Source organism: Herbaspirillum chlorophenolicum (assembly GCF_001189955.1).
Taxonomy (GTDB): Bacteria; Pseudomonadota; Gammaproteobacteria; order Burkholderiales; family Burkholderiaceae_D; genus Herbaspirillum; species Herbaspirillum chlorophenolicum.
The window spans coordinates 44,711-71,097 of sequence record NZ_LFLT01000023.1; the positions used below are offsets into that span (position 1 = coordinate 44,711).

21 protein-coding genes are annotated in these 26,387 nt (G+C 61.8%); 14 read left to right on the forward strand and 7 right to left on the reverse strand.

The window, feature by feature from the left end:
• Nucleotides 1–27 precede the first annotated feature (27 nt).
• Entirely contained in the window at nt 28–1,302 is a 1,275-nt protein-coding gene (locus AKL28_RS14755) for a phospholipase A (RefSeq protein ID WP_050468924.1), read from the reverse strand.
• Between the two features lie 403 nt (nt 1,303–1,705).
• Between AKL28_RS14755 and AKL28_RS14760 the strand changes: the two genes are divergently transcribed.
• Both AKL28_RS14760 and AKL28_RS14765 read left to right on the forward strand, forming a co-directional pair.
• Entirely contained in the window at nt 1,706–3,799 is a 2,094-nt protein-coding gene (locus AKL28_RS14760; protein WP_050468925.1) for a putative bifunctional diguanylate cyclase/phosphodiesterase, read from the forward strand.
• A 286-nt stretch (nt 3,800–4,085) separates the two neighbouring features.
• Nucleotides 4,086–5,714, forward strand: a complete 1,629-nt coding sequence (locus AKL28_RS14765) for a methyl-accepting chemotaxis protein (RefSeq protein WP_050468953.1) — start codon at nt 4,086–4,088, stop codon at nt 5,712–5,714.
• Nucleotides 5,715–5,841: 127 nt separating this feature from the next.
• On the opposite strand, the gene AKL28_RS14770 is transcribed toward AKL28_RS14765, so the two are convergent.
• The 5 genes from AKL28_RS14770 to AKL28_RS14790 all read right to left on the reverse strand — a co-directional run bounded on the left by AKL28_RS14770 (nt 5,842) and on the right by AKL28_RS14790 (nt 10,252).
• Nucleotides 5,842–6,324 carry a DUF4124 domain-containing protein gene (locus AKL28_RS14770; RefSeq protein WP_156226357.1) on the reverse strand — a complete coding sequence of 161 codons (483 nt, stop codon included), beginning with the start codon at nt 6,322–6,324 and terminating at the stop codon, nt 5,842–5,844.
• Nucleotides 6,325–6,435: 111 nt separating this feature from the next.
• The gene (locus AKL28_RS14775; protein ID WP_050468954.1) at nt 6,436–7,842 is read right to left on the reverse strand and encodes an FAD-binding oxidoreductase; all 1,407 of its coding nucleotides are present in this window, start codon (nt 7,840–7,842) and stop codon (nt 6,436–6,438) included.
• Nucleotides 7,843–7,912: 70 nt separating this feature from the next.
• Nucleotides 7,913–8,317, reverse strand: coding sequence for a DUF2069 domain-containing protein (locus AKL28_RS14780; RefSeq protein ID WP_050468927.1), 405 nt, complete (start codon nt 8,315–8,317; stop codon nt 7,913–7,915).
• Complete coding sequence (wrbA, locus tag AKL28_RS14785) at nt 8,314–8,946, reverse strand: NAD(P)H:quinone oxidoreductase (RefSeq protein ID WP_050468928.1); 633 nt, start codon at nt 8,944–8,946, stop codon at nt 8,314–8,316. The genes AKL28_RS14780 and wrbA overlap by 4 nt, the downstream gene beginning before the upstream one ends.
• A 142-nt stretch (nt 8,947–9,088) precedes the next feature.
• On the reverse strand, nt 9,089–10,252 hold the full coding sequence (locus AKL28_RS14790) for a branched-chain amino acid ABC transporter substrate-binding protein (RefSeq protein WP_050468929.1): 1,164 nt from the start codon (nt 10,250–10,252) through the stop codon (nt 9,089–9,091).
• 411 nt (nt 10,253–10,663) lie between these two features.
• Here AKL28_RS14790 and AKL28_RS14795 point away from each other — a divergent pair, with 411 nt between their 5' ends.
• A complete protein-coding gene (locus tag AKL28_RS14795; RefSeq protein ID WP_082221505.1) occupies nt 10,664–12,040 on the forward strand; it encodes a YihY family inner membrane protein in 1,377 nt (458 codons plus the stop codon).
• Nucleotides 12,041–12,046: 6 nt separating this feature from the next.
• Here AKL28_RS14795 and AKL28_RS14800 read toward each other — a convergent pair whose 3' ends face one another.
• Nucleotides 12,047–12,367 (reverse strand): Mpo1-like protein, encoded by a 321-nt coding sequence (locus AKL28_RS14800; protein WP_082221506.1) that lies wholly within the window; start codon nt 12,365–12,367, stop codon nt 12,047–12,049.
• A 230-nt stretch (nt 12,368–12,597) separates the two neighbouring features.
• Here AKL28_RS14800 and AKL28_RS14805 point away from each other — a divergent pair, with 230 nt between their 5' ends.
• From AKL28_RS14805 to AKL28_RS14855, 11 genes are all read left to right on the forward strand, one after another.
• Nucleotides 12,598–13,053, forward strand: a complete 456-nt coding sequence (locus AKL28_RS14805) for a CBS domain-containing protein (protein ID WP_050468932.1) — start codon at nt 12,598–12,600, stop codon at nt 13,051–13,053.
• Nucleotides 13,054–13,220: 167 nt separating this feature from the next.
• Nucleotides 13,221–15,110 (forward strand): MFS transporter, encoded by a 1,890-nt coding sequence (locus tag AKL28_RS14810; RefSeq protein ID WP_050468933.1) that lies wholly within the window; start codon nt 13,221–13,223, stop codon nt 15,108–15,110.
• A 103-nt stretch (nt 15,111–15,213) separates the two neighbouring features.
• Complete coding sequence (gene aroC, locus AKL28_RS14815; protein WP_050468934.1) at nt 15,214–16,302, forward strand: chorismate synthase; 1,089 nt, start codon at nt 15,214–15,216, stop codon at nt 16,300–16,302.
• A 185-nt stretch (nt 16,303–16,487) separates the two neighbouring features.
• Nucleotides 16,488–17,327, forward strand: coding sequence for a M48 family metallopeptidase (locus tag AKL28_RS14820; RefSeq protein ID WP_050468935.1), 840 nt, complete (start codon nt 16,488–16,490; stop codon nt 17,325–17,327).
• A gap of 209 nt (nt 17,328–17,536) precedes the next feature.
• Entirely contained in the window at nt 17,537–18,937 is a 1,401-nt protein-coding gene (gene leuC / locus AKL28_RS14825) for a 3-isopropylmalate dehydratase large subunit (RefSeq protein WP_050468955.1), read from the forward strand.
• Nucleotides 18,938–18,959: 22 nt separating this feature from the next.
• Nucleotides 18,960–19,091, forward strand: a complete 132-nt coding sequence (locus tag AKL28_RS14830) for an entericidin A/B family lipoprotein (RefSeq protein WP_050468936.1) — start codon at nt 18,960–18,962, stop codon at nt 19,089–19,091.
• A 102-nt stretch (nt 19,092–19,193) separates the two neighbouring features.
• Entirely contained in the window at nt 19,194–19,841 is a 648-nt protein-coding gene (leuD, locus tag AKL28_RS14835; RefSeq protein ID WP_050468938.1) for a 3-isopropylmalate dehydratase small subunit, read from the forward strand.
• A 106-nt stretch (nt 19,842–19,947) separates the two neighbouring features.
• Entirely contained in the window at nt 19,948–21,018 is a 1,071-nt protein-coding gene (leuB, locus tag AKL28_RS14840; RefSeq protein ID WP_050468939.1) for a 3-isopropylmalate dehydrogenase, read from the forward strand.
• A 98-nt stretch (nt 21,019–21,116) separates the two neighbouring features.
• Nucleotides 21,117–22,229, forward strand: coding sequence for an aspartate-semialdehyde dehydrogenase (gene asd, locus AKL28_RS14845; RefSeq protein WP_050468957.1), 1,113 nt, complete (start codon nt 21,117–21,119; stop codon nt 22,227–22,229).
• A 507-nt stretch (nt 22,230–22,736) separates the two neighbouring features.
• Nucleotides 22,737–25,349, forward strand: a complete 2,613-nt coding sequence (locus AKL28_RS14850) for a FimV/HubP family polar landmark protein (RefSeq protein ID WP_050468940.1) — start codon at nt 22,737–22,739, stop codon at nt 25,347–25,349.
• Between the two features lie 111 nt (nt 25,350–25,460).
• Nucleotides 25,461–26,381 carry a tRNA pseudouridine synthase A gene (locus AKL28_RS14855; RefSeq protein WP_050468941.1) on the forward strand — a complete coding sequence of 307 codons (921 nt, stop codon included), beginning with the start codon at nt 25,461–25,463 and terminating at the stop codon, nt 26,379–26,381.
• Nucleotides 26,382–26,387: the final 6 nt, after the last annotated feature.

Here is a 26,387-nt window from a genome sequence, read left to right on the forward strand (position 1 = left end):
GCTGGCCTCAGATAGACCCGCAGGCCGTCAGCGCCACAGTGCGTAGCCGATGCGGAACTGCGGATGTTCCTTCTGGTTGTAGGTCAGCAGGCTTTCCCCGTAGCCGTAGAAATAGCTCGCCACCAGGAAACCGGCGGTGCCGGGGATCAGGCGGGACAAGGGATACGAGATCTGGGTATCGGCGCTGCCATAGTTGCTGCGCTGTCCCTTGCGCAGGGTCGTGGCGAATTTCCAGCCGTCCGGCTTGCCGTAGGCCAGCTTCAGGTCGACATGGCCGCGGTAGTCGCTGATGTCGGGATTGTCGTTGGTCGGACCGAGGCTGGCGTAAACCTTGGGGGAAACCGTCAGGTGGTAGTCGTTGAGGTTCCCGAAGCTGAAGGTGGGCTGGATGAAGTAAGTGTTCACGCTGCGCGACTCGACCCCGTCCCGGCCGTTGGATTCGTGTTCCAGGCCTGTGGCCAGGGCGATGCGGCTGACGAAGCCATTGCGAATGCCGGTGTCGGGCAGGTAGTAGAACAGGCTGGGGCGATAGTTGGTGTCCCGGAATGGCGCGGACGGCGCGGAGAGATCCCACAGCGAGAATTGCGTGTAGCCGAAATAGAGATTGTCGAGCAGGCCGCGCGAGCGCGGATCGTCCGGCATGAACAGTCGGAATTTGAAGCTCAGCTGGAACTTGGCATTGGTGTTGTTGCCGCTGTCGCCAACCAGGAAATACACCGGTTCGTTGAACGACAGGCGGCTATTGTCCAGGAGATCCTGAGCCACCGGCGCACTGGCAGGTGTATCCGCACCCGGCGCGGCAACTGAGGCCGAAGGCGGTAGTGACGCGGCATCGGCCAGCGGGGGCTGCCCGGGGGCGGGGCGGATCACCATGACCAGCGCCGGCGAAGCATCGATATCGATGGGCTCGATGCGCACCATGCCCCGCAAACGTTCCGGCAACATGCCGCGATAACGGATCTTGCGGAATTCCCCTTTTTTCAGCGTCAGGCTGGTCTGGCCGCCATTGCCTGCCTCGCGCGCCAGCGGGACCCGCATCGGTGCAATCATGTCTGCCGAGGCCGACACCGTGATGGTTTCCGGCAACTGATAGGTGTGTTCATCTTCATCGTCTTCGCTGACCAGCAGCGTCAACTCCAGCGGTTTGCTGGCGTCCACCTGTTTGGGCGGCTGGACGAGAGCAATGCCGGCGTGTGCAGTGCCGGGAAGAAAAGCCAGCAACGGGCAGGCGCACAATACCCAGGCGAAGGAAAGCTCAAGCGTGAATCGGGTCGGTTGTCTGAACAAAAGGAGACGAAGCATGTTGTCCTTGGTAAAGTTTATCTCGATGCCGGCCGTTAAAAGGGAGGCCTTGCCGATACTGAAGAATCGATGAGATTCCTGATCCTTGTAAAGATCCTGTTGATCGTCAACTGATCGACCATACGCAATAAAGTTGTGGTATTTGCCGCAAGAAGCGCTGTGACGGCAATGTCTGGACTGCAGGAAATTGTTAAAATAGCAATTCGACAAAGGGTATTTCCTGATTGTGGCAGAATGACGCGCCTTATAAGCTCCCCGTCGTACTTGTCCGGATTTGTTTTGATGCAGGCGGTTTTTCCCCGTCGGGATGGGAAAACTGAACGCCCGCTGCTGCGGAAGGGCCGCCAGCGGTGACGTCGTTATCCCGAAAACCAGACGTTCTGATACGCATCGCCCCACTGCCATGTTAAGCGCATCCTACGACAGCCTCCTGGTTGCCGTTTCGCTGTTCGTTGCCATCCTCGCCTCCTATACGGCACTGGATATGGCCGAGCGCATCAATACCACCAGCAACCTGCATTCCATGGCGGCGCGCCTGTGGCTGGCCGGCGGCGCGGTGGCGATGGGGATCGGCATCTGGTCGATGCACTTCATCGGCATGCTGGCTTTCCGCTTGCCCATCCTGCTGGGCTACGACCCCTGGATCACCATGCTGTCGCTGGTGATCGCCATTGCCGTGTCCGGCTATGCGCTGTGGATTGCCACACGTCCGGAACTGCCGCTGCGCCGGTTGCTGAGCAGCGCGCTGCTGATGGGAACCGGCATCGCCAGCATGCATTACACCGGCATGGCGGCCATGCGCATGAGTCCCGGCATCGAATACGACCCGCTCTTGTTCGTCGCGTCCCTGGTCATCGCAATCGTGGCGTCGGCCGCGGCGTTGTGGATTGCCTTTCGCCTGCGCCGCAATACCCCGCATGTGAAAGCCGCCCGCGCCGCCGCGTCGATCGTGATGGGCATTGCCATCGTCGGCATGCATTACACCGGCATGGATGCCGCCAATTTCCCGGCCAACTCGATCTGCATGGCCGCCCGCGAAGGCGTCAGCCCCGGCTGGCTGGCGATCCTGATTATCGTGGTGACGCTGGCCGTCCTGACCATCGCACTGCTGACGTCGGTGCTGGATGCCCGCCTTGAGTCGCGCACCGCCAAGCTGGCCAGCTCACTGGCCGAAGCCAACGAGGAGCTGACCCAGATGGTGCTGCACGACCACCTGACCAAGTTGCCTAACCGTACGCTGCTGGAAGACCGCCTGACCCAGGCCATCAACAAGGCTTCGCGCAGCAAAGGCCGTTTTGCGCTGATGTTCATGGACCTGGATGGCTTCAAGGCCATCAACGACTCGCTCGGCCACCATATCGGTGATCGCTTGCTGGTGGAGGTGGCGCAGCGCCTGAGCAATGCCATGCGCGCGCACGACACGGTGGCGCGTCTGGGTGGCGATGAATTCGTGATCCTGGTGGAGCTGGACAAGCCGGACGACGCCATGCCGGTCGCCGAGAAACTGGTCGAGGCAGTCAACCAGCCCTTTATGGTGGAAAAGCATGAGCTGCGCGTCTCGGCCAGTATCGGCATCGCCATCTATCCGGATGACGGCAACACGCGCCATGACCTGGTGATCAATGCCGATGCCGCCATGTACCACACCAAGCGCAGCGGCCGTAACGGCTACAACTTCTTCGAACCATCGATGAACGCCAATGCGCACAACCAGTTGCAATGGCTGCAGGACTTGCGCGTAGCGCTGGAACGCGGCCAGTTCCGCCTGGTGTACCAGCCCAAGTTCATGTCGCCCGACGGTCCCGTGATCGGCGCCGAGGCGCTGCTGCGCTGGCAGCATCCGGTGCATGGCATGGTTGGCCCCGATGACTTCATCGCGCTGGCCGAACGCTCCGGCCTGATCATCCCGATCGGTGCCTGGGTGCTCGATGAAGCCTGCCGCCAGATGCGCGAATGGCTCACGCTCGGCTACCAGGACTGGAAGATCGCGGTCAACCTGTCGGCGTTGCAGTTCAACGATCCCCAGTTACTCGATGTGGTGCAGGCGGTGCTGGAGAAGCACCAGTTACCGCCGCATTGCCTCACGCTCGAAGTGACCGAATCGACTGCCATGTACGACACCGCGTCCAGCATGCAGACGCTGCAGAAGATCGCCGACCTGGGCGTGGATATCTCCATCGACGATTTCGGCACCGGTTATTCCAGCCTGCTGTACCTCAAGCGTTTGCCGGCCAACGAACTCAAGATCGATCGCGGCTTTGTCCGCGACCTTTCGGCGGGCACCGAGGATGCCGCCATCGTCTCGGCCATCGTGGCGCTGGGGCGCACGCTCAACCTGCGCATCGTGGCCGAAGGGGTGGAAACCGAAGTACAGCAGGCGTTCCTCACATCGGTCGGCTGCGATGCGCTGCAGGGCTACCTCATGGGGCGCCCGGTGCCGCCGGAACAATTCCTGCAGGCAATTCAGCCGCAACAGCCAACCATGCGCCAGGCCTGACGGCGACCCGGTTTCCATCGTTTTCCCAGCGCTTGGGAGCATCCAGGCGCATTTCCCTATATCCGCACGGAAACCCGTAGCCCGCGCGGCTGTGCCACGTTTCCTATCCAATAAATTGGCAGGTGCCCGTCCGGTTATTCCAACGATCGCGCCGATGGGCTTGATGCAAGATGCAATGGCGAGCCGGGTGCTTTTCGGGGCTTGGCTTGTTGGCCGCCGGCGCGGATGGACATGAGGATCAAAAACGATACATGCCGGCAGCAGCCGGCGGAGGATGGAGCAGACCATGAGCATTATCGGCAATATGAACATCGGCAAACGCCTGGCACTGGGCTTTGCGATCATTCTTGGCTTGTCGGTGGCGATTACCGGTATCGGCATCTGGCGCTTGCAGACGCTGGCCGAGGCCACCCAGCAGATGATGGACAAGCCTATCGCCAAGGAGCGCTATATCTCCGACTGGTATCGCAACACCTATAGCGGCATCCGGCGCGCTACCGCGGTGGCCAAGAGCAGCGACCCTTCGCTGTCGGCTTTCTTCAAGCCGGAGACCGACGAAGCCACGCGTGTCTCCAGCGAACTGCAGAAGAAGGTCCAGGAACTGGTCGTGACCGAAGAGGAAAAGCAACTGCTCGGGAAAATCGTCGGCACCCTGCGCAAGCAATACCTCGCTACCCGCGATGTGATCTACAAGGAAAAGGCCAAGGACAATCCGGACCAGGAGCTGATCAAGAACGCATTGGAAAAGGATTACCTGCCGGCGGCCAAGGCCTATCAGGAAGGGGTGGAGGCCTTGATGAACCTGCAGCGCAAAGAGCTTGATGCGCTGGCGACGAGCAACGAGCGCATCGCCAAACAGAGCGCGATATTGCTGGGTGTGCTGGAAGCGCTGGTGCTGGTGTTCGGCGTGGCTTGCGCCTGGTTCCTGACAGTGGGCATCACGCGGCCGCTCAATACCGCGGTGAAGGTTTCGCGCCAGGTGGCCCAGGGCGATCTTTCGGCTGAGATCACGGTCAAGACCAAGGATGAAGCCGGCCAGCTGCTGCAGGCCCTGCAGGACATGAATTCCAACCTGCGCAATATCGTGAGCAACGTGCGCGTCGGTACCGAGACCATCAACACGGCATCTGCCGAAATCGCCAACGGCAACCTCGACCTCTCCGCGCGCACCGAGCAGCAGGCCGGTTCGCTGGAGGAGACTGCATCGGCGATGGAACAGCTCACCTCTACCGTCAAGCAGAACGCCGACAACGCGCGCCAGGCCAACCAGATGGCAGCATCGGCTTCGCAGGTGGCCGAGCAGGGCGGGACGGTGGTCAATCAGGTGGTGCAGACCATGGCATCGATCAACGATTCATCGCGCAAGATCGTCGACATCATCAGCGTGATCGACGGCATCGCCTTTCAGACCAACATCCTGGCGTTGAATGCCGCGGTGGAAGCCGCGCGCGCAGGCGAGCAGGGGCGCGGTTTTGCCGTGGTGGCGTCCGAGGTGCGTTCATTGGCGCAGCGTTCGGCAGCGGCGGCCAAGGAAATCAAGTCGCTGATCGACGATTCGGTGGAGAAGGTGGGTACGGGCAGCCAATTGGTGTCCCAGGCCGGACGCACCATGGATGAAGTCGTGGCCAGCGTGCGCCGCGTGACCGATGTGATGGCCGAGATCACCGCCGCCAGCCAGGAGCAGAGCAACGGCATCGAAGAGGTCAATCGCGCCATTACGCAGATGGATGAGAATACCCAGCAAAATGCCGCCTTGGTGGAGCAAGCGGCGGCCGCTGCGCAGTCGATGCAGGAGCAGGCGTCCAAGCTGTCGCAACTGGTCAGCGTATTCAACCTGCACGGCGAAACGGTATCGAATGGCTCAACTGCGCCTTATGTCATCGACGTCACGCCGGCGCAGGCGCGGTTGCCGTAATACGGCGGCAGGCGACTCACGAACCTGGACGCAAGCATTCCTGAGGGGGAAGTTTGGGGCGGATGACCGGATATGGCTTCCGCCCCTTTATTTTTTGCGGAATGCATGCCAGCGGGGGGAGGGGGCTTCAGTTGCCACCGCATTCAAGCCGGTATTGCTCATCGGCGCGCCTGGCTTTGCGCTGGGCGTTTTCCAGCTTTTTATCGTTGGGTCGCAGGGGCAAGGTGCTTGCTTGCTGCACATCTTGCTCGGCCCAGCGGCGGCGCAATGCCAGTTTGGCGCATGCCTTTTTCTGTGCGGCCTCGGCGCGCAACTGCTGCCGTTCATGGTTGCGGGTTTGCATTGCGCTCTTCGCGGCTTCGGTTTTTTCTTTGGCGGAATCCGGCGGCACCGGTCTGGCCGGTTTGACGGCAGGGACAACGGGCAGCGGCGGTGGCGCGAGCTCTTGCGCGCCGGTGCAGGCATGGTCGCTGTAGGTGGCGTTGCCGGCCGCATCGATACATTTGTAGATCGCAGCCGATGCCATCGGCGAGAGACTGAGCAGGGACAAGGCCGACACTGATGCGCTGAGCGCGTGCGAAAGGCGGGAGAAAAACAGGGGGAGATGCATCAAGGCGTCCTCGCGGCAAGGAAAGAACTGTGCGCCGCCGATGGCGCGCACCTGTTCTCCCTGCCGCTCCCGATTGTGTGTGCGACGGACTGGCGCCGTCGTCGCGGCAGGTCAGATGACCTTGCCCGGATTCATCAGGTTATGCGGATCCAGCGCGGTTTTGATGGTGCGCATCAGTTTAAGTTCGACCGGCGACTTGTAGCGCGTGATCTCATCGCGCTTGAGTGCGCCGAGCCCATGTTCGGCGGAGATGGAGCCGCCGAAACGGTCGACGCTGTCATGCACCACCAGGTTGATGGCATGCTGCTGGCCGATGAAGTCGGTATCGGCCATGCCAAGCGGCGGCGAGACGTTGTAGTGCAGGTTGCCGTCGCCGAGATGGCCGAAGGTCACCATGCGGCAAGCGGGCGATGCCTGCTGCACCAGCGTGTCGGTGGCCTCGATGAATTCGGCAATGCGCGAGATCGGCACCGAGATGTCGTGCTTGATGTTCTTGCCTTCGTGGGCCTGGGCCATCGAAATATTTTCGCGCAATTGCCACAGCGCTTTCGATTGCGCGATCGATGAGGCGATGACGGCGTCGTCGATCAATTGCTGTTCCAGCGCGTTGCCGATCACTTCTTCGAACATGGCGCGTGCGTGTTCTTCCGATTCGTTGTCCGACAATTCCAGCAGTACGTATTGGGCGTGGCGCTGTGCGAAGGGCAGGCGCTGGTCGGGGAAGTGCTTGCATACCAGTTGCAGGCAAAAGTCCGACATCAGCTCGAAGCCGGTCAGCGCCGGGCCGCAGCGTGATTGCGCCAGGTTCAGCAATTGCAGCGCCTGCGCCGGCGTCTTCAGCGCGGCCAGCGCGGTGACTTGCGCGCGTGGTTGCGGGAACAGCTTCAGAACCGCCGCCGTGATCACACCCAGCGTGCCCTCGGCGCCGATGAACAGGTCGCGCAGGTCGTAGCCGGTATTGTCCTTGCGCAGGCCGCGCAGGCTGCTCATCACTTCGCCTTGCGCCGTGACCACTTCCAGCCCAAGGCATAGCTCGCGGGTATTGCCATAGCGCAGAACACCGGTGCCGCCGGCATTGGTGGAGAGGTTGCCGCCGATGGTGCAGCTGCCTTCGGCGGCCAGCGACAGCGGGAACAGCCGGCCGGCGGCAGCCGCTTCCTGCTGGATGTGCTGCAGGATGCAGCCGGCTTCGACCGTCATGGTGTTGTTGACCGGATCGACGGCGCGCACGCGGTTCAGGCGTTTAAGCGACAGCACGGCGGCATTGCCTTGCTGGTCGGGCACGCTGCCCAGTACCAGGCCGGTGTTGCCGCCTTGCGGCACCAGCGGCACGCGATGCCGGTCGCACAGCTTGACGATGGCCGCCACCTCGGTGGTGTCTGCCGGGCGCAGCACCGCCACCGCACGGCCGGTGAAGCGGCCGCGCTGGTCGGTCAGGTAGCCGGCGGTGTCGTGGGTTTCGGTGAGGACATGCGCCGCGCCGATGGCAGCGCGGCAGGCTTGCAGGAATTGGTTCATCGCACGATGCGGGCGCATGCCCGCCTGTATGGGGGAGCCCGCGCCGGACATGGCGCGGGGCAGCAAAGGCTTATTGCGAGGCCTTCTGGATCGCCTGGCGGGCGATTTCCCGGGCGGCCTTTTTGAATGGATGCAGGTAGAGCAGGGCGCACAGGAAGTAGACGCAGGACAGCGCGACTTCGGCCCAGCCCAGCAGCATGGACGTGTGCGAAGCGTCACTGGTGGCGCGCACCAGGCCTTCGGCCAGGTAGACCAGGATCAGCATCGACGACCATTGCATGGTGTAGACGTCGCGTTTCAATACGCCGCGCAGCGGCAGCAGCAGGGGAATTACCTTGAGCACCATCCAGGAGCCGCCCGGGCGCAGCGGCGCCAGCGCCAGCTCCCACGCTACGCACAACAGGATCAGGGAAATCAGGCTGACGATGGCTCCAGCATGGAAATAGCGTGCAATGTGTGCCTGAGAGCTGCTCATGATGGTCTCCGTAATTGTTTGGCAGTTTCTGCCAGCCGTTTGCCTAGTGCGATTGCCAGGGTACGCGAGTCGTCCGACAGCGGCTGGTTGCCGTTGACTCCCGCCCAGTGGCTGGCGCCGTAAGGGGTGCCGCCGCTGTTGGTATTCATCAGTTCAGGATGAGTATAGGGCAGGCCGACCAGCAGCATGCCATGATGCAGCAAGGGAATCATCATCGACAGCAGGGTGGATTCCTGTCCGCCGTGCATGCTGCCGGTGGAGGTGAACACGCCGGCCGGCTTGCCTGACAGCGCGCCCGAGAGCCATTGCGGCGCGGTGCCGTCCCAGAAATATTTCATCGCCGCGGCCATGTTGCCAAAGCGCGTGGGCGAGCCCAGCGCCAGGCCGTCGCATTCTTCCAGGTCGGAGAGCTCTACATAGGGGGCGCCGCTGGCGGGCACATCCGGTTCCACCGCTTCGGCTACCGTCGATACCGCAGGCACCGTGCGCAGGCGGGCATCGCAGCCCGGTACGCTTTCCACGCCCTGGGCGATCAGTTCGGCCAGCTTGCGGGTGGCGCCATGGCGCGAGTAATACAGCACCAGGATGGTGGCGTTGACGGAGGCGGAGTGGGAATGTGCAGTGTTCATGCAACTTATTATATTTCTGTTTTTTTCTCTTGCCATCAGTGAAGAGCGGATGGCGCAGTGGCCAAAGGCGAGTCGCGTTCCGGCGCGCTGGCACGCCGGTGAGGGCGGGCGTCGATGCTGCAGCGCGTGAGCGGCGCCGCCGCTATTTCCCGTCGATGACCTGCAGCAACTGCCATTGCTGGTTGCGCAGCGCGTAGATGCTGAACACCGGCGCCACCAGATCGCCCTCTCCGTTGAACGCGATCGCGCCGGTAAGGCCGTTGAAGCGGATGCTGTGCAATGCCGCAGTGATCTTGTCCGGCGCCAGCGAATTGGCCTGTTTGACCGCTGCGATCAATACCTGCGCCGCGTCGTAGGCCAGCGGCGCATACGGATCGATATAACTGCCGAAATCTTCCTCGTAGCCGCGCTGGAAGTTTTTCCAGCCCTTGAGCTTTTCTATCGGCTGGCTCGCTTCGAGCGAGATGATCTGGTTGGCCACCGTCCCGGCCTGTTTCGGGAAGCGCGGGCTGATGATGCTATTGGCGCCGCTGATGAGCGGGACATTGATGTTGAGGCGCTGCATGGCTTGCACCAGCATGACCGCCTGGTCGTACAGGCCGCCCCAGAAGATGGCGTCGGGATTGTTGTTCTTGGCCGCACTGAGGACGCTGCTGAAATCCGAGGTCTTGTAGCTGACCGAGTCATGGCTGGTGATCTCGGCGCCTTGTGCACGCACCGCTTGCGCGAACGTTTCGGCGAACGCGTGCCCGGAGGCGATGCCATTGTCGATCACGGCAATGCGCTTGAGGCCGGCGGTTTGGACCGCATATTCTGCCAAGTATTTTCCGCCTTTCTCGGTATTGCCGACCATCCTGAAGGTGGTCTGGAAGCCCTGCTGCGTGTAGGCGCGGCTGCTGGCGGAGGGCGCCAGTTGCGGTATGCCGGCGCGGCTGTAGACGGCTGAGGCGGCCATGCTGGTGCCGGAATTGCCGTGGCCGATGACGCCGATCACGCCACGTTTGACAAAATATTCGGCGACGATTGGCGCGGTACGCAGGTCGGAATTGTCATTCTGGGTGAGCAGTTCGAAGGTGACTTCCTTGCCGTTGATCCTGATCTTCTGGCGGTTGGCGGCGTCGACGGCGAGTTGCGCCGCGTTGGCCATGCTCCTGCCGATGCGTACAGAAGCTTCGACCGGGCTCGACAGCGCGCAGGCGAAGCCGATGTACGCCACGCTGGTTTCGGCGGCCGGGGCGGCGACGGCATGATTGCCAACGGAAGCCAGGAGGAGGGCGGCAAGTGAAATTCCGACAAGGTGACGCATTTGGAAATCCCCCGAAAAGATTACCGTTGCGCCCGATGCCAGGAGACGTTGTCCCGGCTTGCCAGAGCGCATGGTCGATGGTCAGTTACCCGGATGGTCGACGCCGCCGAGTCCGGCTGCGTTGGCCGGTTTGCGATACTGTCGATGTCCCCGGAAAAAGTTTAGTCGACATTAAGTTGATTGATGAGCCTTTTGTTGAAAACTTTTCACTAAAAGTTCGGAAAATGAAGAAATATTGGCGATAATCCAATTTTCAGGCCCATCTGAACCGGATTGGATTAATCCTGCTGACCGGTCGGCGTATGGCTGATGTCATGGCTGATGCGATTCGATGGCAATCTGGCCGGCAGGAACCAGTGGGCATGCGAGGAGGTCTCCTTGCGCTCCTTGCATTTGAAGTGAACCGATCCGATGTCTTCTTTCCGTTTTTCCCTGACCCATATGCGTGGCTTGACCCGTCAGCAGTTGCGCGATCTGTTCCGCTTTGCCGTGAGCCGGCTGGGCGAGGACCGCTTGCCGCAAGTGGCCGGCAGCCTGACCTTCACCACCATCCTCTCGCTGGTGCCGATGCTGACGATCGCATTGGCGCTGTTTACTGCCTTTCCGCTGTTCTCCACCCTTCGTGCTTCGCTGGAAGCGTATTTCGTCGAGAACCTGATGCCCAAGGGCGTGGCCAATACCATCCTGGGCTACCTCAACCAGTTCGCCTCGAAGTCGGCGCGGCTGTCGGCGTTGGGCGCGGTGGCGCTGATTCTGACGTCGGTCATGACCATGTCGACCATCGAAAGCGTGTTCAACCAGATCTGGCGCGTCAAGAAATCGCGCCCGCTGGTGCAGCGCGTGCTGGTGTACTGGGCCATCATCACATTGGGGCCGTTGCTGATCGGGGTGTCGATCAGCGTGACATCGTTCTTGTCCACGGCCACCGGCGGCGCGGTCAAGAGTTTGCCCTGGCTGGGCGCCAGCTTCTACACCCTGGTGTCGCTGATGCTGTCGACCGTGGCGTATACCTTGCTCTACAGCACGGTGCCCAACCGGGCCGTGGACTGGCGCGATGCGCTGGCAGGCGGTTTGGTGGCGGCGGTCGGCGTGGAAATCGCCAAGCGGCTGTTCGCGGTTTATATCCTCAAGTTCCCCACCTACACGATGGTGTACGGCGCAGTGGCCGTGCTGCCGATTTTCCTGCTGTGGATCTACATGATGTGGATGATCACGCTGATGGGCGCGCTGCTGACGGCGGCACTGCCGGTGGTGCGCTACGAACGCTGGTGGCATGTGTCATCGCCGGGGGCGGAGTTCATCGATGCGGTCAAGATCCTCAAGTTCCTGCACGCCGCGCGCACCGGCGAGGAAACTGCCGTGGTCGACATGGGGGATATCAGGCGCGCCACCAGGCTCGGCCTGGGCGAATTGCAGAACCTGCTGCGCAAGATGGAGGAGGCCGGCTGGGTCGCGTCGATCAGGCCCGAGGTCTCCCGCAAAGCATCATGGAACAAGCGCATCGTCGATGGCATGGACCGCTGGGCCTTGGTCGCCAATCCTGCCGGGCTGAAGCTGGCGCAGGTGTATCGCCTGTTCGTATTCGACCCGGCGGTGCTGATCCACACGGGCGAGGAAGGGGCATTGGCCACGCGCGTGGAAGGGGCGGTCGATGCCGCGCTGGACCAGTCGCTGGACGAATATTGCAGCGCACAGGAAGTGGTGCAGCAAAAGGTCATGGCGGCTGTCGCGCCCGCACCTTATGCGACGGTACCGCTGGAGGAACGGCGCAAGATGTGGGAGCGCTAGGCTTTCTCAGAAAGAAATCTGCCCGGTCAGCATTTGCCAATACATGGTCCAGTCGCCGAGGAACGAATACAGAGGATGGCGGAAAGTGGCCGGCTGGTTTTTCTCGACCATGAAATGGCCGATCCAGGCAAAGCCGTAGCCGCAGACGATGGCGGCCGGCAGCCACCACCACTGGTGGGTGATCAGCAGCAGCATCAGGCTCAGCAACGCCAGCGTCGAACCGAGGAAATGCAGTTGACGATTGACTCGATGCGAGTGTTCACTCAGATATGTCGGATAGAAGTCGCTGAAGCTGGCATATTCCCGGTCGGGCAGCGCGGTGGACACACTCATCTCCCAAAGTCTTGGTAATTTCAGCTTAGTCAGCGCGTGTCGGATATTCAATGAAATAGTTGCAAAGCAGCGCGATTGCCGGTTGCCGAAACCGCGCCCTTGCCCGTACCATGCTACTTACGCCGAGAGCGTGCGCAGCCATGCGATGTTGCCTGCACGAATTGGATTTTTCAGGCACCATCGGCTACAGTCAAAACAGCACAATATAAATTTAGGATGACATCATGAAAGTCTCTGAAATCCTCAAGGTCAAAGGCAACATTCTGTTCACCGTCACGCCCGAAACCCCGATTCAGGAGGCGGTCGCTGCGATGGCGGAGAAAGACATCGGTTCTTTGGTGGTGATGGAGTACGGCGACCTGGTGGGCATGCTGACCTTCCGCGAGGTATTGCTGACGCTGCACAAGAGCGGCGGCGCGCTGGGTTCGTCGACCGTGCGCAGGCACATGAACGATGCGCCCATCACTGTCACCCCGGACACCGATCTCAACGAAGTGCGCCGCATCATGCTGGAAAAGCACGCGCGCTACGTGCCGGTGATGGAGGCGCGCACCGTGCTGGGCGTGATGTCCTTCTACGACGTGGCCAAGGCGGTGCTGGACGCGCAAGGTTTCGAGAACAAGATGCTCAAGGCCTATATCCGCGACTGGCCGGCCGAGCACGAAGAGAACAACACCTGAGCCAACGCCGGTGTAGCCCGGCCATGATGGCGGCTCCGTTATACTGGGGCCTGCTCCCACCAGGCCATATCAAGACCGTTCCTCGGGGAACGGTTTTTTATTGCCCGCTGCGTCTCGTTATTGTTTGAAGTTTTGCCGTCCATCCGATTACAGCCACCGACTTCTCCATGCAAAAGAATAATCAGTTCGCCTTGTTGGCCCAACGACGCTTCGCTCCTTTCTTCTGGACCCAGTTCCTTGGCGCGCTCAACGACAACGTCTTCAAGACCGCGCTGCTGACTATCCTGACCTACGACGCGTTGTCGTGGACCGACATGGATACCGGGCTGCTCAACAACCTCATTCCCGGCCTGTTCATCCTGCCGTTCTTCCTGTTCTCCGCCACCGCCGGCCAGTTGGCCGACAAGCTGGAGAAGGGGCGCGTGGCGCGTTTCGTCAAGCTGCTGGAAATCGCCATCATGGCCGTGGCCGCATATGGCTGGATGACCCATCATCTCTGGCTGCTGGTGGCAGCGGTAGTCGGCATGGGCATTCACTCGACCATTTTCGGGCCGGTGAAATATGCCTACCTGCCGCAGCAGTTGAAGCGTGAGGAGCTGATCGGCGGCAACGGCGTGATCGAGATGGGGACTTTCGTCGGCATCCTGTTGGGCGAAATCCTGGGGGCGGTGCTGGTCGTGCATAAGCCCTGGGGGCTGCAGCTGGTGGCCGGCGTGACGCTGGGTATCGCCGTGCTCGGCTGGCTGGCCAGCCAGGGCATCCCGAACTCGCCGGCGCCGGTGCCCGACCTCAAGGTCAACTGGAACCCGTTCACCGAGACCGTGCGCAACATCGGTTTCTCGCGCCGCAACCGGCCGGTGTTCCTGTCGCTGCTGGGCAATTCATGGTTCTGGTTTTACGGCGCCATCATGCTGGCGCAGTTCCCGCTCTATGCGAAGAATTACCTGCATGGCGACCATAGTGTGTTCGTGCTGCTGCTGGCGGTATTCTCGGTTGGCATCGGCGCCGGTTCGCTGCTGTGCGAGCGCCTGTCCGGCCACAAGGTGGAAATCGGCCTGGTGCCGTTCGGCTCCATCGGCCTGTCGGTGTTCGGCGTGGAACTCTACCTGGCCAGCCGCGGCTATGCGGCGCCGGGCGCGGCGGTCGATGTCGTCGGTTTCCTGGCGCAGGGCGGCAGCTGGCGCATCTTGGCCGATTGCCTGGGCATCGGCGTGTTCGGCGGACTCTACATCGTGCCGCTGTTCGCGCTGATCCAGACGCGCTGCGATCCGGCCCATGTCTCGCGCACCATCGCCGGCATGAACATCATGAACGCGCTGTTCATGGTGGTAGCGGCACTGGTGGCGATGGTGCTGTTGAAGGCCGGCCTGACCATTCCCGAGATCTTCCTCGCGACTGCGATCATGAATGCGGTGGTGGCGATCTATATCTTCTCGCTGGTGCCGGAATTCCTGATGCGTTTCCTGGCCTGGCTGCTGATCCATACCTTCTATCGGGTGCGTATCACCAATGGCCATGCGATCAGCGCACATGGCGCGGGTGTGATCGTGTGCAACCACGTCAGTTATATGGACGCCATCGTCATCATGGCGGCCAGCCCGCGTCCGATCCGTTTCGTGATGGACCACCGGATTTTCAAGATTCCGGTCCTGTCCTGGGTGTTTCGTACCGCCCGCGCGATACCGATTGCGCCGGTCAAGGAAGACCCATGGCTGACCGAGAAGGCCTTTGTCGACATCGCCCAGGCCTTGCATGAGGGCGAGCTGGTCTGCATTTTCCCGGAGGGTAAACTGACCCGCAACGGCGAGATCAATCCTTTCCGCGGCGGGGTGCAGAAGATCCTTGAGCGCACACCGGTGCCGGTATTGCCGATGGCGTTGCGCGGTCTGTGGGGCAGCCTGCTGTCGCGCGATACCAGCAATCCCTTCGCGCGCTCCTTCAAGCGCGGCCTGTTCTCGCGGCTGGAACTGGTGGTGGGGGAGGCGGTGCCGCCGGAGCAGGCAACACCGGAGTTGCTGCAGCAGAAGGTGGCGGGATTGCGGGGCGAGTGGAAGTAATCGGAGGATGCCGTCGGGGCTGCGCCGGCAAGCCTGCCGCTCGCCGCCTGGCCCCGACGCTGGTAGAATCGACTACTTCCCTCGTCCACTGCGATAAAGAACCATGTCCGGCAATACCTTTGGCACTCTCTTCACCGTCACCACTTTCGGCGAATCCCACGGCCCGGCTATCGGCTGCGTGGTTGATGGCTGCCCGCCGGGAATGGCGCTGTCCGAGGCCGATATCCAGCCTGAGCTGGACCGTCGCCGTCCCGGCACCTCGCGCCATGTGACGCAGCGCCAGGAGCCGGATACGGTGGAGATCCTGTCCGGCGTGTTCGAGGGCAAGACTACCGGCACGCCGATCACGCTCCTGATCCGCAACCAGGACCAGCGCAGCAAGGATTACGGCAACATCCTCGAGACTTTCCGCCCCGGCCACGCCGATTACACCTATTGGCACAAGTACGGCATTCGCGATCCCCGCGGCGGTGGCCGCTCGTCGGCGCGCCTGACCGCACCGGCGGTGGGCGCGGCTGCGATCGCCAAGAAGTGGCTGTTCGAGAAATTCGGCACCACCTTCAAGGGCTGCATGAGCCAATTGGGTGAAATCGAGATTCCGTTCGAATCCTGGGAGCACGTTCCCAACAATGCATTTTTCGCCGCCAATGCCGGCATCATTCCGAAGCTCGAAGAGTACATGGATGCATTGCGCAAGGATGGCGACTCCATCGGCGCGCGCATCGATGTCGTCGTGCAGAACGTGCCGGTCGGCCTGGGCGAGCCGCTGTACGACAAGCTCGACGCCGAGATCGCCTATGCGCTCATGGGCATCAACGCGGTCAAGGGCGTGGAAATCGGCGCCGGTTTCCGCTCGGTGACGCAGAAGGGTTCGGAGCATGGGGATGCGCTGACGCCGGAAGGCTTTGTGGGCAACAATGCCGGCGGCGTCTTGGGCGGCATTTCCACCGGCCAGGACATCACGGCTTCGATCGCCATCAAGCCGACTTCCAGCATCCGCACCCCGCGTCCGTCCATCGACAAGGCCGGCAACCCGATCGCGGTCGAAACCTTCGGCCGCCACGATCCCTGCGTGGGCATCCGCGCCACGCCCATCGCCGAGGCCATGCTGGCGCTGGTGCTGATGGACCACGCGCTGCGTCATCGCGCGCAATGCGGCGACGTCAAGGTCGATACGCCGCAATTACGCTGATCGATCTTTTTCGACAGCAGGCCGGCCATCGCCAAGCGATCGCCGGCTTTATTTTTGGCGAACCACCTGCGGATGTTGCCAGTCGAATCGCTCACTTGAAATCGGCAGGGCGGGGATGAAGAATCGTGGCCAAGGCGGTATCATCGCGGCCAGGCATTCCTTCCCGACATCAAATATCAAATCCAATGGAGGCGGGCGTGGCGCTCATTAAACCCATATTGAAAAACAGCATGCTGGCCTTGACGCTGGCCGGACTGGTCGCTTGCGAAACGGTACAAACCACCCAGGGCGGCGCCGTAGGCATCGACCGCAAGCAGCAGATGCTGGTGTCGTCGCAAGAGATGGATGCGGCCTCCAGCAAGGAGTACGCGCAAGTGCTGGCCCAAGCCAAGGGCAAGGGCCAGTTGAACCGCAACGCCGCGCAGACGCAGCGCGTGAAGGCCATCGCCAACCGCCTGATTCCGCAGACCGGCGTGTTCCGTCCGGATGCGTTGCAATGGAAGTGGGAAGTCAACGTGCTGGCGTCGGACGAGACCAACGCCTGGTGCATGCCCGGCGGGAAGATAGCGGTCTACAGCGGCCTGATCGACAAACTCAAGATTACCGATGACGAGCTGGCCGCCGTCATGGGCCATGAGATTGCCCACGCATTGCGCGAGCATGCGCGCGAGCGCGCTTCGCAGCAGGCGGTGGCCAATTCGGCCATCTCCATCGGCGCCGCCTTGCTGGGCCTGGGCGATATCGGCCAGCAAGGCGCCCAGTACGCTTACATGGGATTGATGGGGCTGCCCAATTCGCGCGCCAATGAGACCGAGGCCGACCGCATCGGCGTCGAGCTGGCGGCGCGCGCCGGCTACGATCCCAAGGCGGCGGTGACCTTGTGGCAGAAGATGTCGAAGCTGGGCGGCGAGGAGCCGATGAAGTTCCTGTCGACCCATCCTTCCAGCGCGGATCGCATTGCCGACCTGACGGTGTACGCGCAGCGTGTCGACCCCTTGTACCAGCAGACCCGCAAGACACGCTGAACGGCAGGGCTTTAGTGACTAAAGTCCGTGACCGGAAATGCTGTTCTTTTTGCATGTGCCGCTTCTTCTGCGCTTTTGTTGCTGCTTCGCAGCATTATTGACCGTTGTTGCCGCGCGGCGGAAAACGCACCAGGAAGGGTAAGACCTGTCGCTTTATGGCATAATCAAATGCTATTTTCAACGCTCAGTGCCCTTTGCAGGACTGCAACATGCTCAAGACGCTTTACGACAAACTCTGGGAGTCGCATGTCGTTCATACGGAAGATGACGGCACCGCCATCCTGTATATCGACCGCCATCTGCTCCACGAGGTGACCAGCCCGCAAGCCTTCGAAGGCTTAAAGCTAGCCGGACGTCAACCCTGGCGTAATTCGGCCAACCTGATGGTGGCGGACCACAACGTTCCCACCACAGACCGGGCGCACGGCATCGCCGATCCCATCTCCCGCCTGCAGGTAGAGACCCTGGACGACAATGCCAAAGAATACAACCTGACGTATTTCGGCATGAACGACAAGCGTCAGGGCATCGTGCACGTGATCGGCCCTGAACAGGGCGCCACGCTGCCGGGCATGACAGTGGTGTGCGGCGACTCGCACACGTCCACCCACGGCGCCTTCGCTGCGCTGGCGCATGGTATCGGCACCTCCGAGGTCGAGCACGTGCTGGCCACGCAGACGCTGCTGGCGCGCAAGTCCAAGGCCATGCTGGTGCAGGTCGACGGCGCGCTGCCGGCCGGCGTCACCGCCAAGGATATCGTGCTGGCCGTGATCGGCCGGATCGGCACAGCGGGCGGAACCGGCTACGCGATTGAGTTCGCCGGTTCGACCATCCGCTCGTTGTCGATGGAAGGCCGCATGACGGTGTGCAACATGGCCATCGAGGCTGGCGCGCGCGCCGGCATGGTGGCTTTTGACGACACCACGATGAATTACCTGAAGGGCCGTCCGTATTCGCCATCGGGTCCGCACTGGGAGCGTGCCGTCAGCTACTGGCGTTCGCTGCATTCCGATCCGGGCGCCAAGTTCGATATGGTGGTCATGCTCAACGCCGCCGACATCAAGCCGCAAGTCACCTGGGGCACATCGCCCGAGATGGTGGTGTCGGTCGATGCGCGCGTGCCGGACCCCGACAAGGAAAAGGATCCGACCAAGCGCGACGGCATGGAAAAGGCCCTGGCCTACATGGCGCTGAAGCCGAATACCCCGATTGAAGACATCCGTATCGACAAGGTGTTCATCGGTTCCTGCACCAACTCGCGCATTGAAGACCTGCGTGAAGCGGCATCGGTAGTGCGCGGCAAATTCCGCGCCTCCAACGTCAAATTGGCGATGGTGGTGCCAGGCTCCGGCCTGGTCAAGGAACAGGCCGAGCGCGAAGGCCTGGACAAGATTTTCAAGGACGCAGGTTTCGAATGGCGTGAGCCGGGCTGCTCGATGTGCCTGGCCATGAACGCCGACCGCCTGGAGCCGGGCGAGCGCTGCGCCTCGACCTCGAACCGCAACTTCGAAGGCCGCCAGGGCGCCGGCGGCCGCACCCACCTTGTGAGTCCGGCGATGGCTGCTGCGGCAGGCATCGCGGGGCATTTTGTGGATGTCCGTTCCCTGTAACTTGTCATTGAGAGAGAAAACCATGAAAAAAATCTCCGCTCTGTTCCTGTTGTTTGCCGTGTTCGGTTCGCTGGCCGGTTGTAATACCGTCGATGGTTTCGGCAAGGATGTGCAGAACGTCGGCGAAAAGATGCAGGACGCCAGCAAGAAGTAACAGGAAAAACCGCTCCGTACGTTATGTCGGGGCGGCCAACAGTTGAACAGCAAATAGGAAGGGCGCGGTTGCCGTTTGTGCATGCCGCGCCGACTCAGTGCCATGAATAAATTTATCGTCCACGACGGCTTGGTTGCACCGCTCGATCGCGCCAACGTCGATACCGATGCGATCATTCCGAAGCAGTTTCTGAAGTCGATCAAGCGCAGCGGCTTCGGCCCCAACCTGTTCGACGAATGGCGTTACCTCGACCACGGCGAACCGGGCATGGATAATTCCAGGCGTCCGCTCAATCCCGACTTCGTGCTGAACCAGGCGCGCTACCAGGGCGCCTCGATCCTGCTGGCGCGCAAGAACTTCGGCTGCGGCTCCTCGCGCGAGCATGCGCCGTGGGCGTTGGATCAATACGGTTTTCGCGCCGTGATCGCGCCCAGCTTTGCGGACATCTTCTTCAATAATTGCTACAAGAACGGCTTGCTGCCCATCGTCCTGTCGGAGCAGCAGATCGATCATCTGTTCAACGAAGTGAAGGCTTTCCCGGGCTATCGCCTGGTCATCGACCTGGAAAAGCAGGTCGTTACCACCACCAACGGCAGCCAGGCTTTCCCGTTCGACATCAGCGAGTTCCGCAAGTACTGCCTGATCAATGGTTTCGACGACATCGGCCTGACCCTACGCAAATCGGACACCATTCGTGCTTACGAAGAGAAACACCTGCACGAACAGCCCTGGCTGAGCAACACGATCTGAGGATCGTAGCAACCAGCAAAGGGCGGTCAAATGACCGCCCTTGTCGTTGATGCCCCTGAATAAACAACCCTGAAGAATCCTGAACATTCCTAGAAGAGAGAGTGCCATGAAGATTGCAATCCTGCCGGGTGACGGCATCGGTCCCGAAATCGTCGACCAGGCCGTGCGCGTCCTGAATTCGCTGGGCGAAAAGTTCGAGATGGAAAGCGCACCGGTCGGCGGCGCAGGCTATGAAGCGCATGGCCATCCGTTGCCGGACGGTACGCTCAAGCTGGCCAAGGAAGCCGATGCCATCCTGTTCGGTGCGGTCGGCGACTGGAAGTACGACAAGCTCGAGCGCGCACTGCGTCCGGAACAGGCGATCCTGGGCCTGCGCAAGCACCTGCAACTGTTCGCCAACTTCCGTCCGGCGATCTGCTATCCAGAGCTGACCGGCGCTTCCTCGCTCAAGCCCGAACTGGTGGCCAACCTCGACATCCTGATCGTGCGCGAGCTCAACGGCGACATCTATTTCGGCCAGCCGCGCGGCATGCGCGAAGCGCCGGACGGCCCGTTCAAGGGCGCACGCGAAGGATTCGATACAATGCGCTATTCCGAACCGGAAATCCGCCGCATCGCGCACGTCGCGTTCCAGGCGGCAGCCAAGCGCGGCAAGCGCCTGTGCAGCGTGGACAAGGCCAACGTGCTGGAAACCTTCCAGTTCTGGAAGGACATCGTGACTGAAGTCGGCAAGGAATACCCGGATGTCGAGCTGTCGCACATGTACGTGGACAATGCCGCGATGCAACTGGTCAAGGCGCCGAAGAACTTCGACGTGATCGTTACCGGCAATATGTTCGGCGACATCCTGTCCGACGCAGCGGCCATGCTGACCGGTTCGATCGGCATGCTGCCGTCGGCCTCGCTGGATGCCAATAACAAGGGCCTGTACGAACCGTCGCACGGCTCGGCGCCTGATATCGCCGGCAAGGGTATCGCCAATCCGTTGGCGACCATCCTGTCGGCGGCGATGATGTTGCGTTTCTCGCTGAACAAGGCCGAACAGGCCGACCGTATCGAGAATGCGGTCAAGAAAGTGCTTGCGCAAGGCCTGCGCACCGCCGATATTTATGAGGCAGGCACCACCAAGGTCAACACCCAGCAGATGGGCGAGGCCGTGGTCAAGGCGCTTGGCTAAAGGACAATCCCGCCGTGAGGCGGGTTGCTCGCCGGATGGTCCGGCAAATGTGTTCAATCGAAGTTGATAACCATGGAAGTTCTAAATAGGGAAAGATGATGAAACTGGTTGGTTTAGTTGGCTGGCGTGGAATGGTGGGTTCGGTCCTGATGCAACGCATGCAGGACGAGGGTGATTTCGATCACATCGAACCGGTATTTTTCTCGACCTCGAATGCAGGCGGCAAAGCGCCGTCGTTCGCCAAAACGGCAACGACGCTGAAAGACGCCAACAGCATCGATGAGCTGAAAAAATGCGACATCATTATTACCGCGCAAGGCGGCGACTACACCACCGAGATCTTCCCCAAGCTGCGCGCAGCGGGCTGGGACGGTTACTGGATCGATGCGGCGTCGACCCTGCGCATGAAGGATGATGCGGTGATCGTGCTGGACCCGGTCAACAACAATGTGATCAAGGATGCGCTGGCCAAGGGCGTCAAGAATTACATCGGCGGCAACTGCACCAACTCCATCCTGCTGATGGGCGTGGGCGGCCTGTTCAAGGAAGGCCTGGTCGAGTGGGTCAGTTCCATGACCTACCAGGCCGCTTCCGGCGGCGGCGCCAACCACATGCGCGAGCTGTTGAAGGGCATGGGCGTCATCAATGCGGCCGTGGCCGATGAGCTGGCGACACCGTCGTCGGCCATCCTGGACATCGACCGCAAAGTGGCCAAGACCATCCGCGAAGACGTGCCGACCGAATTCTTCGGTGCGCCGCTGGCGGGCGGCCTGATCCCCTGGATCGACGCGCAGCTGGAAAACGGCCAGTCGAAGGAAGAGTGGAAGGGCCAGGCCGAAGTCAACAAGATCCTCGGCAACGAGAAGGTCATCCCGGTTGACGGCCTGTGCGTGCGTATCGGTGCGATGCGTTGCCACAGCCTGGCGCTGACCATCAAGCTGAAGCGCGACCTGCCGCTGTCGGAAATCGAGTCCATCATCCGCGCGGGTAACCAGTGGGTGAAATGGGTCCCGAACGAGCGTCCGGTCACGGTCAAGGAACTGACCCCGGCAGCCATCACCGGCGGCCTGGAAATCGGTGTGGGCCGCGTGCGCAAGCTGAACCAGGGGCCGGAATACATCTCCGCGTTCGTGATCGGCGACCAACTGCTGTGGGGCGCCGCCGAGCCGCTGCGCCGCATGCTGCGTATCATCCTGGGCAACCTGAGCTAAGTTTGCCCGGCGGCCGGTCCGTTGCGGCCCGGTCGGATATGCGGGTCTGATGCGTTTAGGGCTTGCCTACATCGTTGTCAGTCTGCAACAATAGCCCGCCAGTGACCGTGCAAGTGGTGACTGGCGGGTTTTTCTCGTCTTGAGAACTTGGTTACACTTGCGGGTGTAAGTTCTTGATGATAAGTTGAAAATCTAAATTCATTTCATGAAAGCCAACAAAATGTGGCTTGCATGCTGGCTTGATGGCGCCCGTAAAGACTGGTGCGCCCGCGCCGGCAGGCCCACAGGCCGGATTTGCTGGATTTGATGAAATGGGTCTGAAGTCTGGCTCTTCGGCCCCTGTGAGAGGCGTGCCCCCGGTGGGGCAGCCGATGGACAGAGAGCAGAGCCGGGACCGGAGCAACATCCGGGATCCGAGCGGCAACATGCCCCCAATCACCGCTTCCATTTTGATTGAACAAGAGCGTGACGGGTTATTAGCGGAACGTTTCTCTACGCCATATAAACATGCCTCTGAATACAAACAAGAAGCTTCCTCTGTCCCAGATCAAGAAACTCAGCGCCGCACTGGCGCTTGCATTGGCCATCCCGCTGGGGGCGCATGCCGCCAGCCTGGGCAAGCTGACCGTGTTGTCCTCCTTGGGCCAGCCGCTGCGCGCCGAGATCGAAGTCACCTCAGTGGGCGCCGACGAGGTGGGCAAGCTTTCGGCCAAGCTGGCATCGGCCGATGCATTCAGCCGCGCCAATGTCGATTACAACCCCGTCCTGTCGTCGCTGAGCTTCGCTGTCGAGCAGCGCCAGGGACGTTATTTCATCCGTATCAGCTCGTCGCAGCCGGTCAGCGACCCGTTTGTCGACTTGTTGCTGGAGCTGTCCGCCGGCAATGCGAAGCTGGTGCGCGAATATACCTTCTTGCTTGACCCCGCCGACAGCAAGACGCCGCGTAACGCCCAGGTTGCACCACTGACGCCGAGCGCGCCGGCCGCCAAGAGCGAACCGGCGCCGTCAGCGGCATCTGAGGCGCCGTCGCCGGCTCTCCAGCAGGTGGCACCTGCTGCAGCTCCAGCTTCTGCACCGGCTCCAGCTCCAGCTCCAGCTCCGATTTCCAGTCCAGCCCCGGCGCCTGCTGTAACACCAGCGCCAGCGGCGAGCGCGCCGATTCCGGTCAGCGGTGAAGAACCTGCGACCACGATTGTCCAGCGTGCGGCACCGTCGGCATTGGCGGAAGAACTTATCCGTCGCCAGCAAGCCTCCCCGGACGCTACGCCGGCATCTGCCAGTCCTGAGGCAGCTCCCGTTACGACAGGGCAGTCTGCGTCGGGCGAAGTGGTACGGCCAGCAGCCGCCGCGCCGGCGGCGGGCAAGGCAGCGGATTACCGCGTCAAACAGGGCGACACCCTGGCGGGCATCGCCTTGCGCAACAAGCAAGCCAACGTCTCGCTGGACCAGATGCTGATCGCGCTATATCGGGCCAACCCCGACGCGTTCATGGGCAACAACATCAATCGCCTGCGCGCCGGCCGGGTCCTTGCTATCCCCGACCAGCCGACCGCGTCGGCAGTCGACCAGAATGAAGCGCATGGCATGGTGGTAGCGCAGGCGCAGGATTTCAACGCCTACCGCAACAAGCTGGCTTCGCAGGTCGCCAACGCACCTGCCGGCAAGCCTCGCGCCGACCGCCAGAGTGGGGGCGGCAAGATCACTACCCGTGTGGAGGAGCGTTCCGGCGCATCGTCCGCCAAAGACCGGCTGGAACTGTCGCGCGCCAATGGCCGCAAGGGCAACACCGGCAATGCCGGTTTGGCGGAAGAGAAAGCCGCTGCAGATCGCGCGCTGTCCGATGCCAATGACCGCGTCAAGGAGCTTGAGAAGAACGTCGGCGATCTCCAGAAACTGTTGGAGATGAAGAACAAGACCATCGCCGATTTGGGCGAGCAGCAGAAGCCGGGCGATGCCGCCAAGGCCACGCCGGCACCGGAGGCTGCCAAGCCTGAAGAGAAGCCGGCTGCAACACCGGCCCCGGCGGCTCCGGCAGCGCCAGTTGCCCCGGCGCCTGCCAAGCCCGCTTCCAAGTCCGGCTTCATCGACAGTGTGCTGGAGAATCCGTACATCCTCGCGGGTGTCGGCGGCGCCGCTGCATTGCTGGTTGCGGCACTGGGCGTGGTCGGCGTGCGCCGCCGCAAGAAGAAGGCGGAAGAACCGGCGGCCGAAGAATCCGCGGAGCCTGAGCCTGCACCTGCACCCATTCCCGCACCTGCGTCCGAATCGGCAGCGGCTGCCGTCGCTGAAGCTGCCGTCGAGCAAGAGCCGCCAGCAGCCGTAGCAGAGGAACCAGCAGCGGCGGCCGAGGAAGAAAGCCCGGTCGATCCGATTGCCGAAGCCGACATGTATATCGCTTACGGCCGCGACGAGCAGGCTGAAGACATCCTCAAGCTGGCCCTGCAGACGCAACCAGAACGCCAGGCACTGCATTCCAAGCTGCTGGAAATCTATGCCAAGCGCCAGGATGTGGGCAACTTCAACAAGGTTGCCCTCGACTTGCACCAGTTGAGCGGCGGCCTTAATGAGGCATGGGTCAAGGCGGCCAGCCTGGGCATCGTGCTGGATCCGACCAATCCCCTGTATGGCGGAACGCCTGAGGAGCCGGCAGCGCCCGAGCCGGAAGAGCAGGGCATGGAGTTCGACCTCAGCGACTTCAAGGGCGCCGAGATCCAGCCATCTGCCGCCATGCCGGCGGTCGATCTGGGCAAGGGCATCGATTTCGATCTGGACCTGGAGAATGGCGCCAAGCCGGACGACAACGAACCGATCCTGCCCGCTTCGGCTTCAGCCTCATCCTTGCTCGATAGCGGCGATGCCAAGCCGGCCATGAGCCTGGCCGACTTGGATCTGGATTTGCCGGCCGAGTCGCCGGTGGCACCATCGGCATCGGCCAACCTGCTGGAAGAAGATGAAGAATCGGCTTTTGAGGCAGAGATGACGACCAAGCTGGATCTGGCGGCTGCTTATCAGGAGATCGGCGACAAGGAAGGTGCGCGCGAATTGCTGGAAGAAGTCACGCGCGGCGGCAACGACGCACAAGTGGCGCGGGCCAAGGACATGTTGTCGAAGCTGGCCTGAGTCCTTCGAACGATTACAATAGCCCCATCTCGCGGGCACCTCGCATGAGGTGCCCGTTTGTTTTTGTGGTCCCGCATATCGGGCCGCATACGTGCAATACAAACCAAGGCAATGACAGATACATCAGGACAATCGGACGCACTGGCGGCAGAACAGGGCGCAGGCCTGCGCCGCGTGGTGCTGGGCGTGCAATACGATGGCTCGCAGTGGCAGGGCTGGCAGACCCAGCCGCACCGTCAGACGGTGCAGGATCAGCTGGAAGCCGCGTTGGAGCGTTTCACCTTGCAGCGCATTGCCACCACGTGCGCCGGCCGTACCGACTCGGGCGTGCATGCGCTGGAGCAGGTGGTGCATTTCGACACGACCATCGCCCGCGACTTGTTCTCGTGGGTACGCGGCACCAATGCCTTTTTGCCGCCTACCATTGCCGTGCGCTGGGCTTGCGAACTGCCTTATGTGGATGATGCGGCCATTGCAGCCTCAGCAGCGCAGGCGGAGGAAGTGCATGGCGCCAGCCGCGCCGACATGCTGGCGCGATTCGGTTTCCACGCGCGTTTTTCCGCGATGGCGCGCACTTATCACTACGTGCTGTACAACCATCCGGTGCGTTCCCCGCTGCTGGCCGGCAAGGCCGGATGGACCTTCCGGCCGCTGGATACCGAACGCATGCATCGGGCCGCGCAGCACCTGATCGGCGAGCACGACTTCACGAGCTTTCGCGCGGTCGAATGCCAGGCCAAGTCGCCGGTGCGCAAGATGGAAAGCATCACCGTACGCCGCCACGGCGACATGATCGTGTTCACGTTGAAGGCCAATGCCTTCCTGCACCATATGGTGCGCAACATCGTGGGTTCGCTGATCTTCGTGGGTAACGGCAACCAGCCGCCGGAATGGATCGCCCAGGTACTGGCCCAGCGCGATCGCAGCCGCGCCGCGCCGACCTTCATGCCGGACGGCTTGTACCTGGCGCGCGTCGATTATCCGGACACCTGGGCCTTGCCGCAGGAAGCGCGCTCCTGGCCCTGGCTGTAGCTGCGA

Bases quoted from the DNA above. Each gene is read 5' to 3' on its own strand.
- AKL28_RS14755 (WP_050468924.1), bottom strand. From the start codon at position 1,302: ATGCTTCGTCTCCTTTTGTTCAGACAACCGACCCGATTCACGCTTGAG.
- AKL28_RS14760 (WP_050468925.1), top strand. From the start codon at position 1,706: ATGTTAAGCGCATCCTACGACAGCCTCCTGGTTGCCGTTTCGCTGTTC.
- AKL28_RS14765 (WP_050468953.1), top strand. From the start codon at position 4,086: ATGAGCATTATCGGCAATATGAACATCGGCAAACGCCTGGCACTGGGC.
- AKL28_RS14770 (WP_156226357.1), bottom strand. From the start codon at position 6,324: ATGCATCTCCCCCTGTTTTTCTCCCGCCTTTCGCACGCGCTCAGCGCA.
- AKL28_RS14775 (WP_050468954.1), bottom strand. From the start codon at position 7,842: ATGAACCAATTCCTGCAAGCCTGCCGCGCTGCCATCGGCGCGGCGCAT.
- AKL28_RS14780 (WP_050468927.1), bottom strand. From the start codon at position 8,317: ATGAGCAGCTCTCAGGCACACATTGCACGCTATTTCCATGCTGGAGCC.
- wrbA (WP_050468928.1), bottom strand. From the start codon at position 8,946: ATGAACACTGCACATTCCCACTCCGCCTCCGTCAACGCCACCATCCTG.
- AKL28_RS14790 (WP_050468929.1), bottom strand. From the start codon at position 10,252: ATGCGTCACCTTGTCGGAATTTCACTTGCCGCCCTCCTCCTGGCTTCC.
- AKL28_RS14795 (WP_082221505.1), top strand. From the start codon at position 10,664: ATGTCTTCTTTCCGTTTTTCCCTGACCCATATGCGTGGCTTGACCCGT.
- AKL28_RS14805 (WP_050468932.1), top strand. From the start codon at position 12,598: ATGAAAGTCTCTGAAATCCTCAAGGTCAAAGGCAACATTCTGTTCACC.
- AKL28_RS14810 (WP_050468933.1), top strand. From the start codon at position 13,221: ATGCAAAAGAATAATCAGTTCGCCTTGTTGGCCCAACGACGCTTCGCT.
- aroC (WP_050468934.1), top strand. From the start codon at position 15,214: ATGTCCGGCAATACCTTTGGCACTCTCTTCACCGTCACCACTTTCGGC.
- AKL28_RS14820 (WP_050468935.1), top strand. From the start codon at position 16,488: ATGGAGGCGGGCGTGGCGCTCATTAAACCCATATTGAAAAACAGCATG.
- leuC (WP_050468955.1), top strand. From the start codon at position 17,537: ATGCTCAAGACGCTTTACGACAAACTCTGGGAGTCGCATGTCGTTCAT.
- AKL28_RS14830 (WP_050468936.1), top strand. From the start codon at position 18,960: ATGAAAAAAATCTCCGCTCTGTTCCTGTTGTTTGCCGTGTTCGGTTCG.
- leuD (WP_050468938.1), top strand. From the start codon at position 19,194: ATGAATAAATTTATCGTCCACGACGGCTTGGTTGCACCGCTCGATCGC.
- leuB (WP_050468939.1), top strand. From the start codon at position 19,948: ATGAAGATTGCAATCCTGCCGGGTGACGGCATCGGTCCCGAAATCGTC.
- asd (WP_050468957.1), top strand. From the start codon at position 21,117: ATGAAACTGGTTGGTTTAGTTGGCTGGCGTGGAATGGTGGGTTCGGTC.
- AKL28_RS14850 (WP_050468940.1), top strand. From the start codon at position 22,737: ATGCCTCTGAATACAAACAAGAAGCTTCCTCTGTCCCAGATCAAGAAA.
- AKL28_RS14855 (WP_050468941.1), top strand. From the start codon at position 25,461: ATGACAGATACATCAGGACAATCGGACGCACTGGCGGCAGAACAGGGC.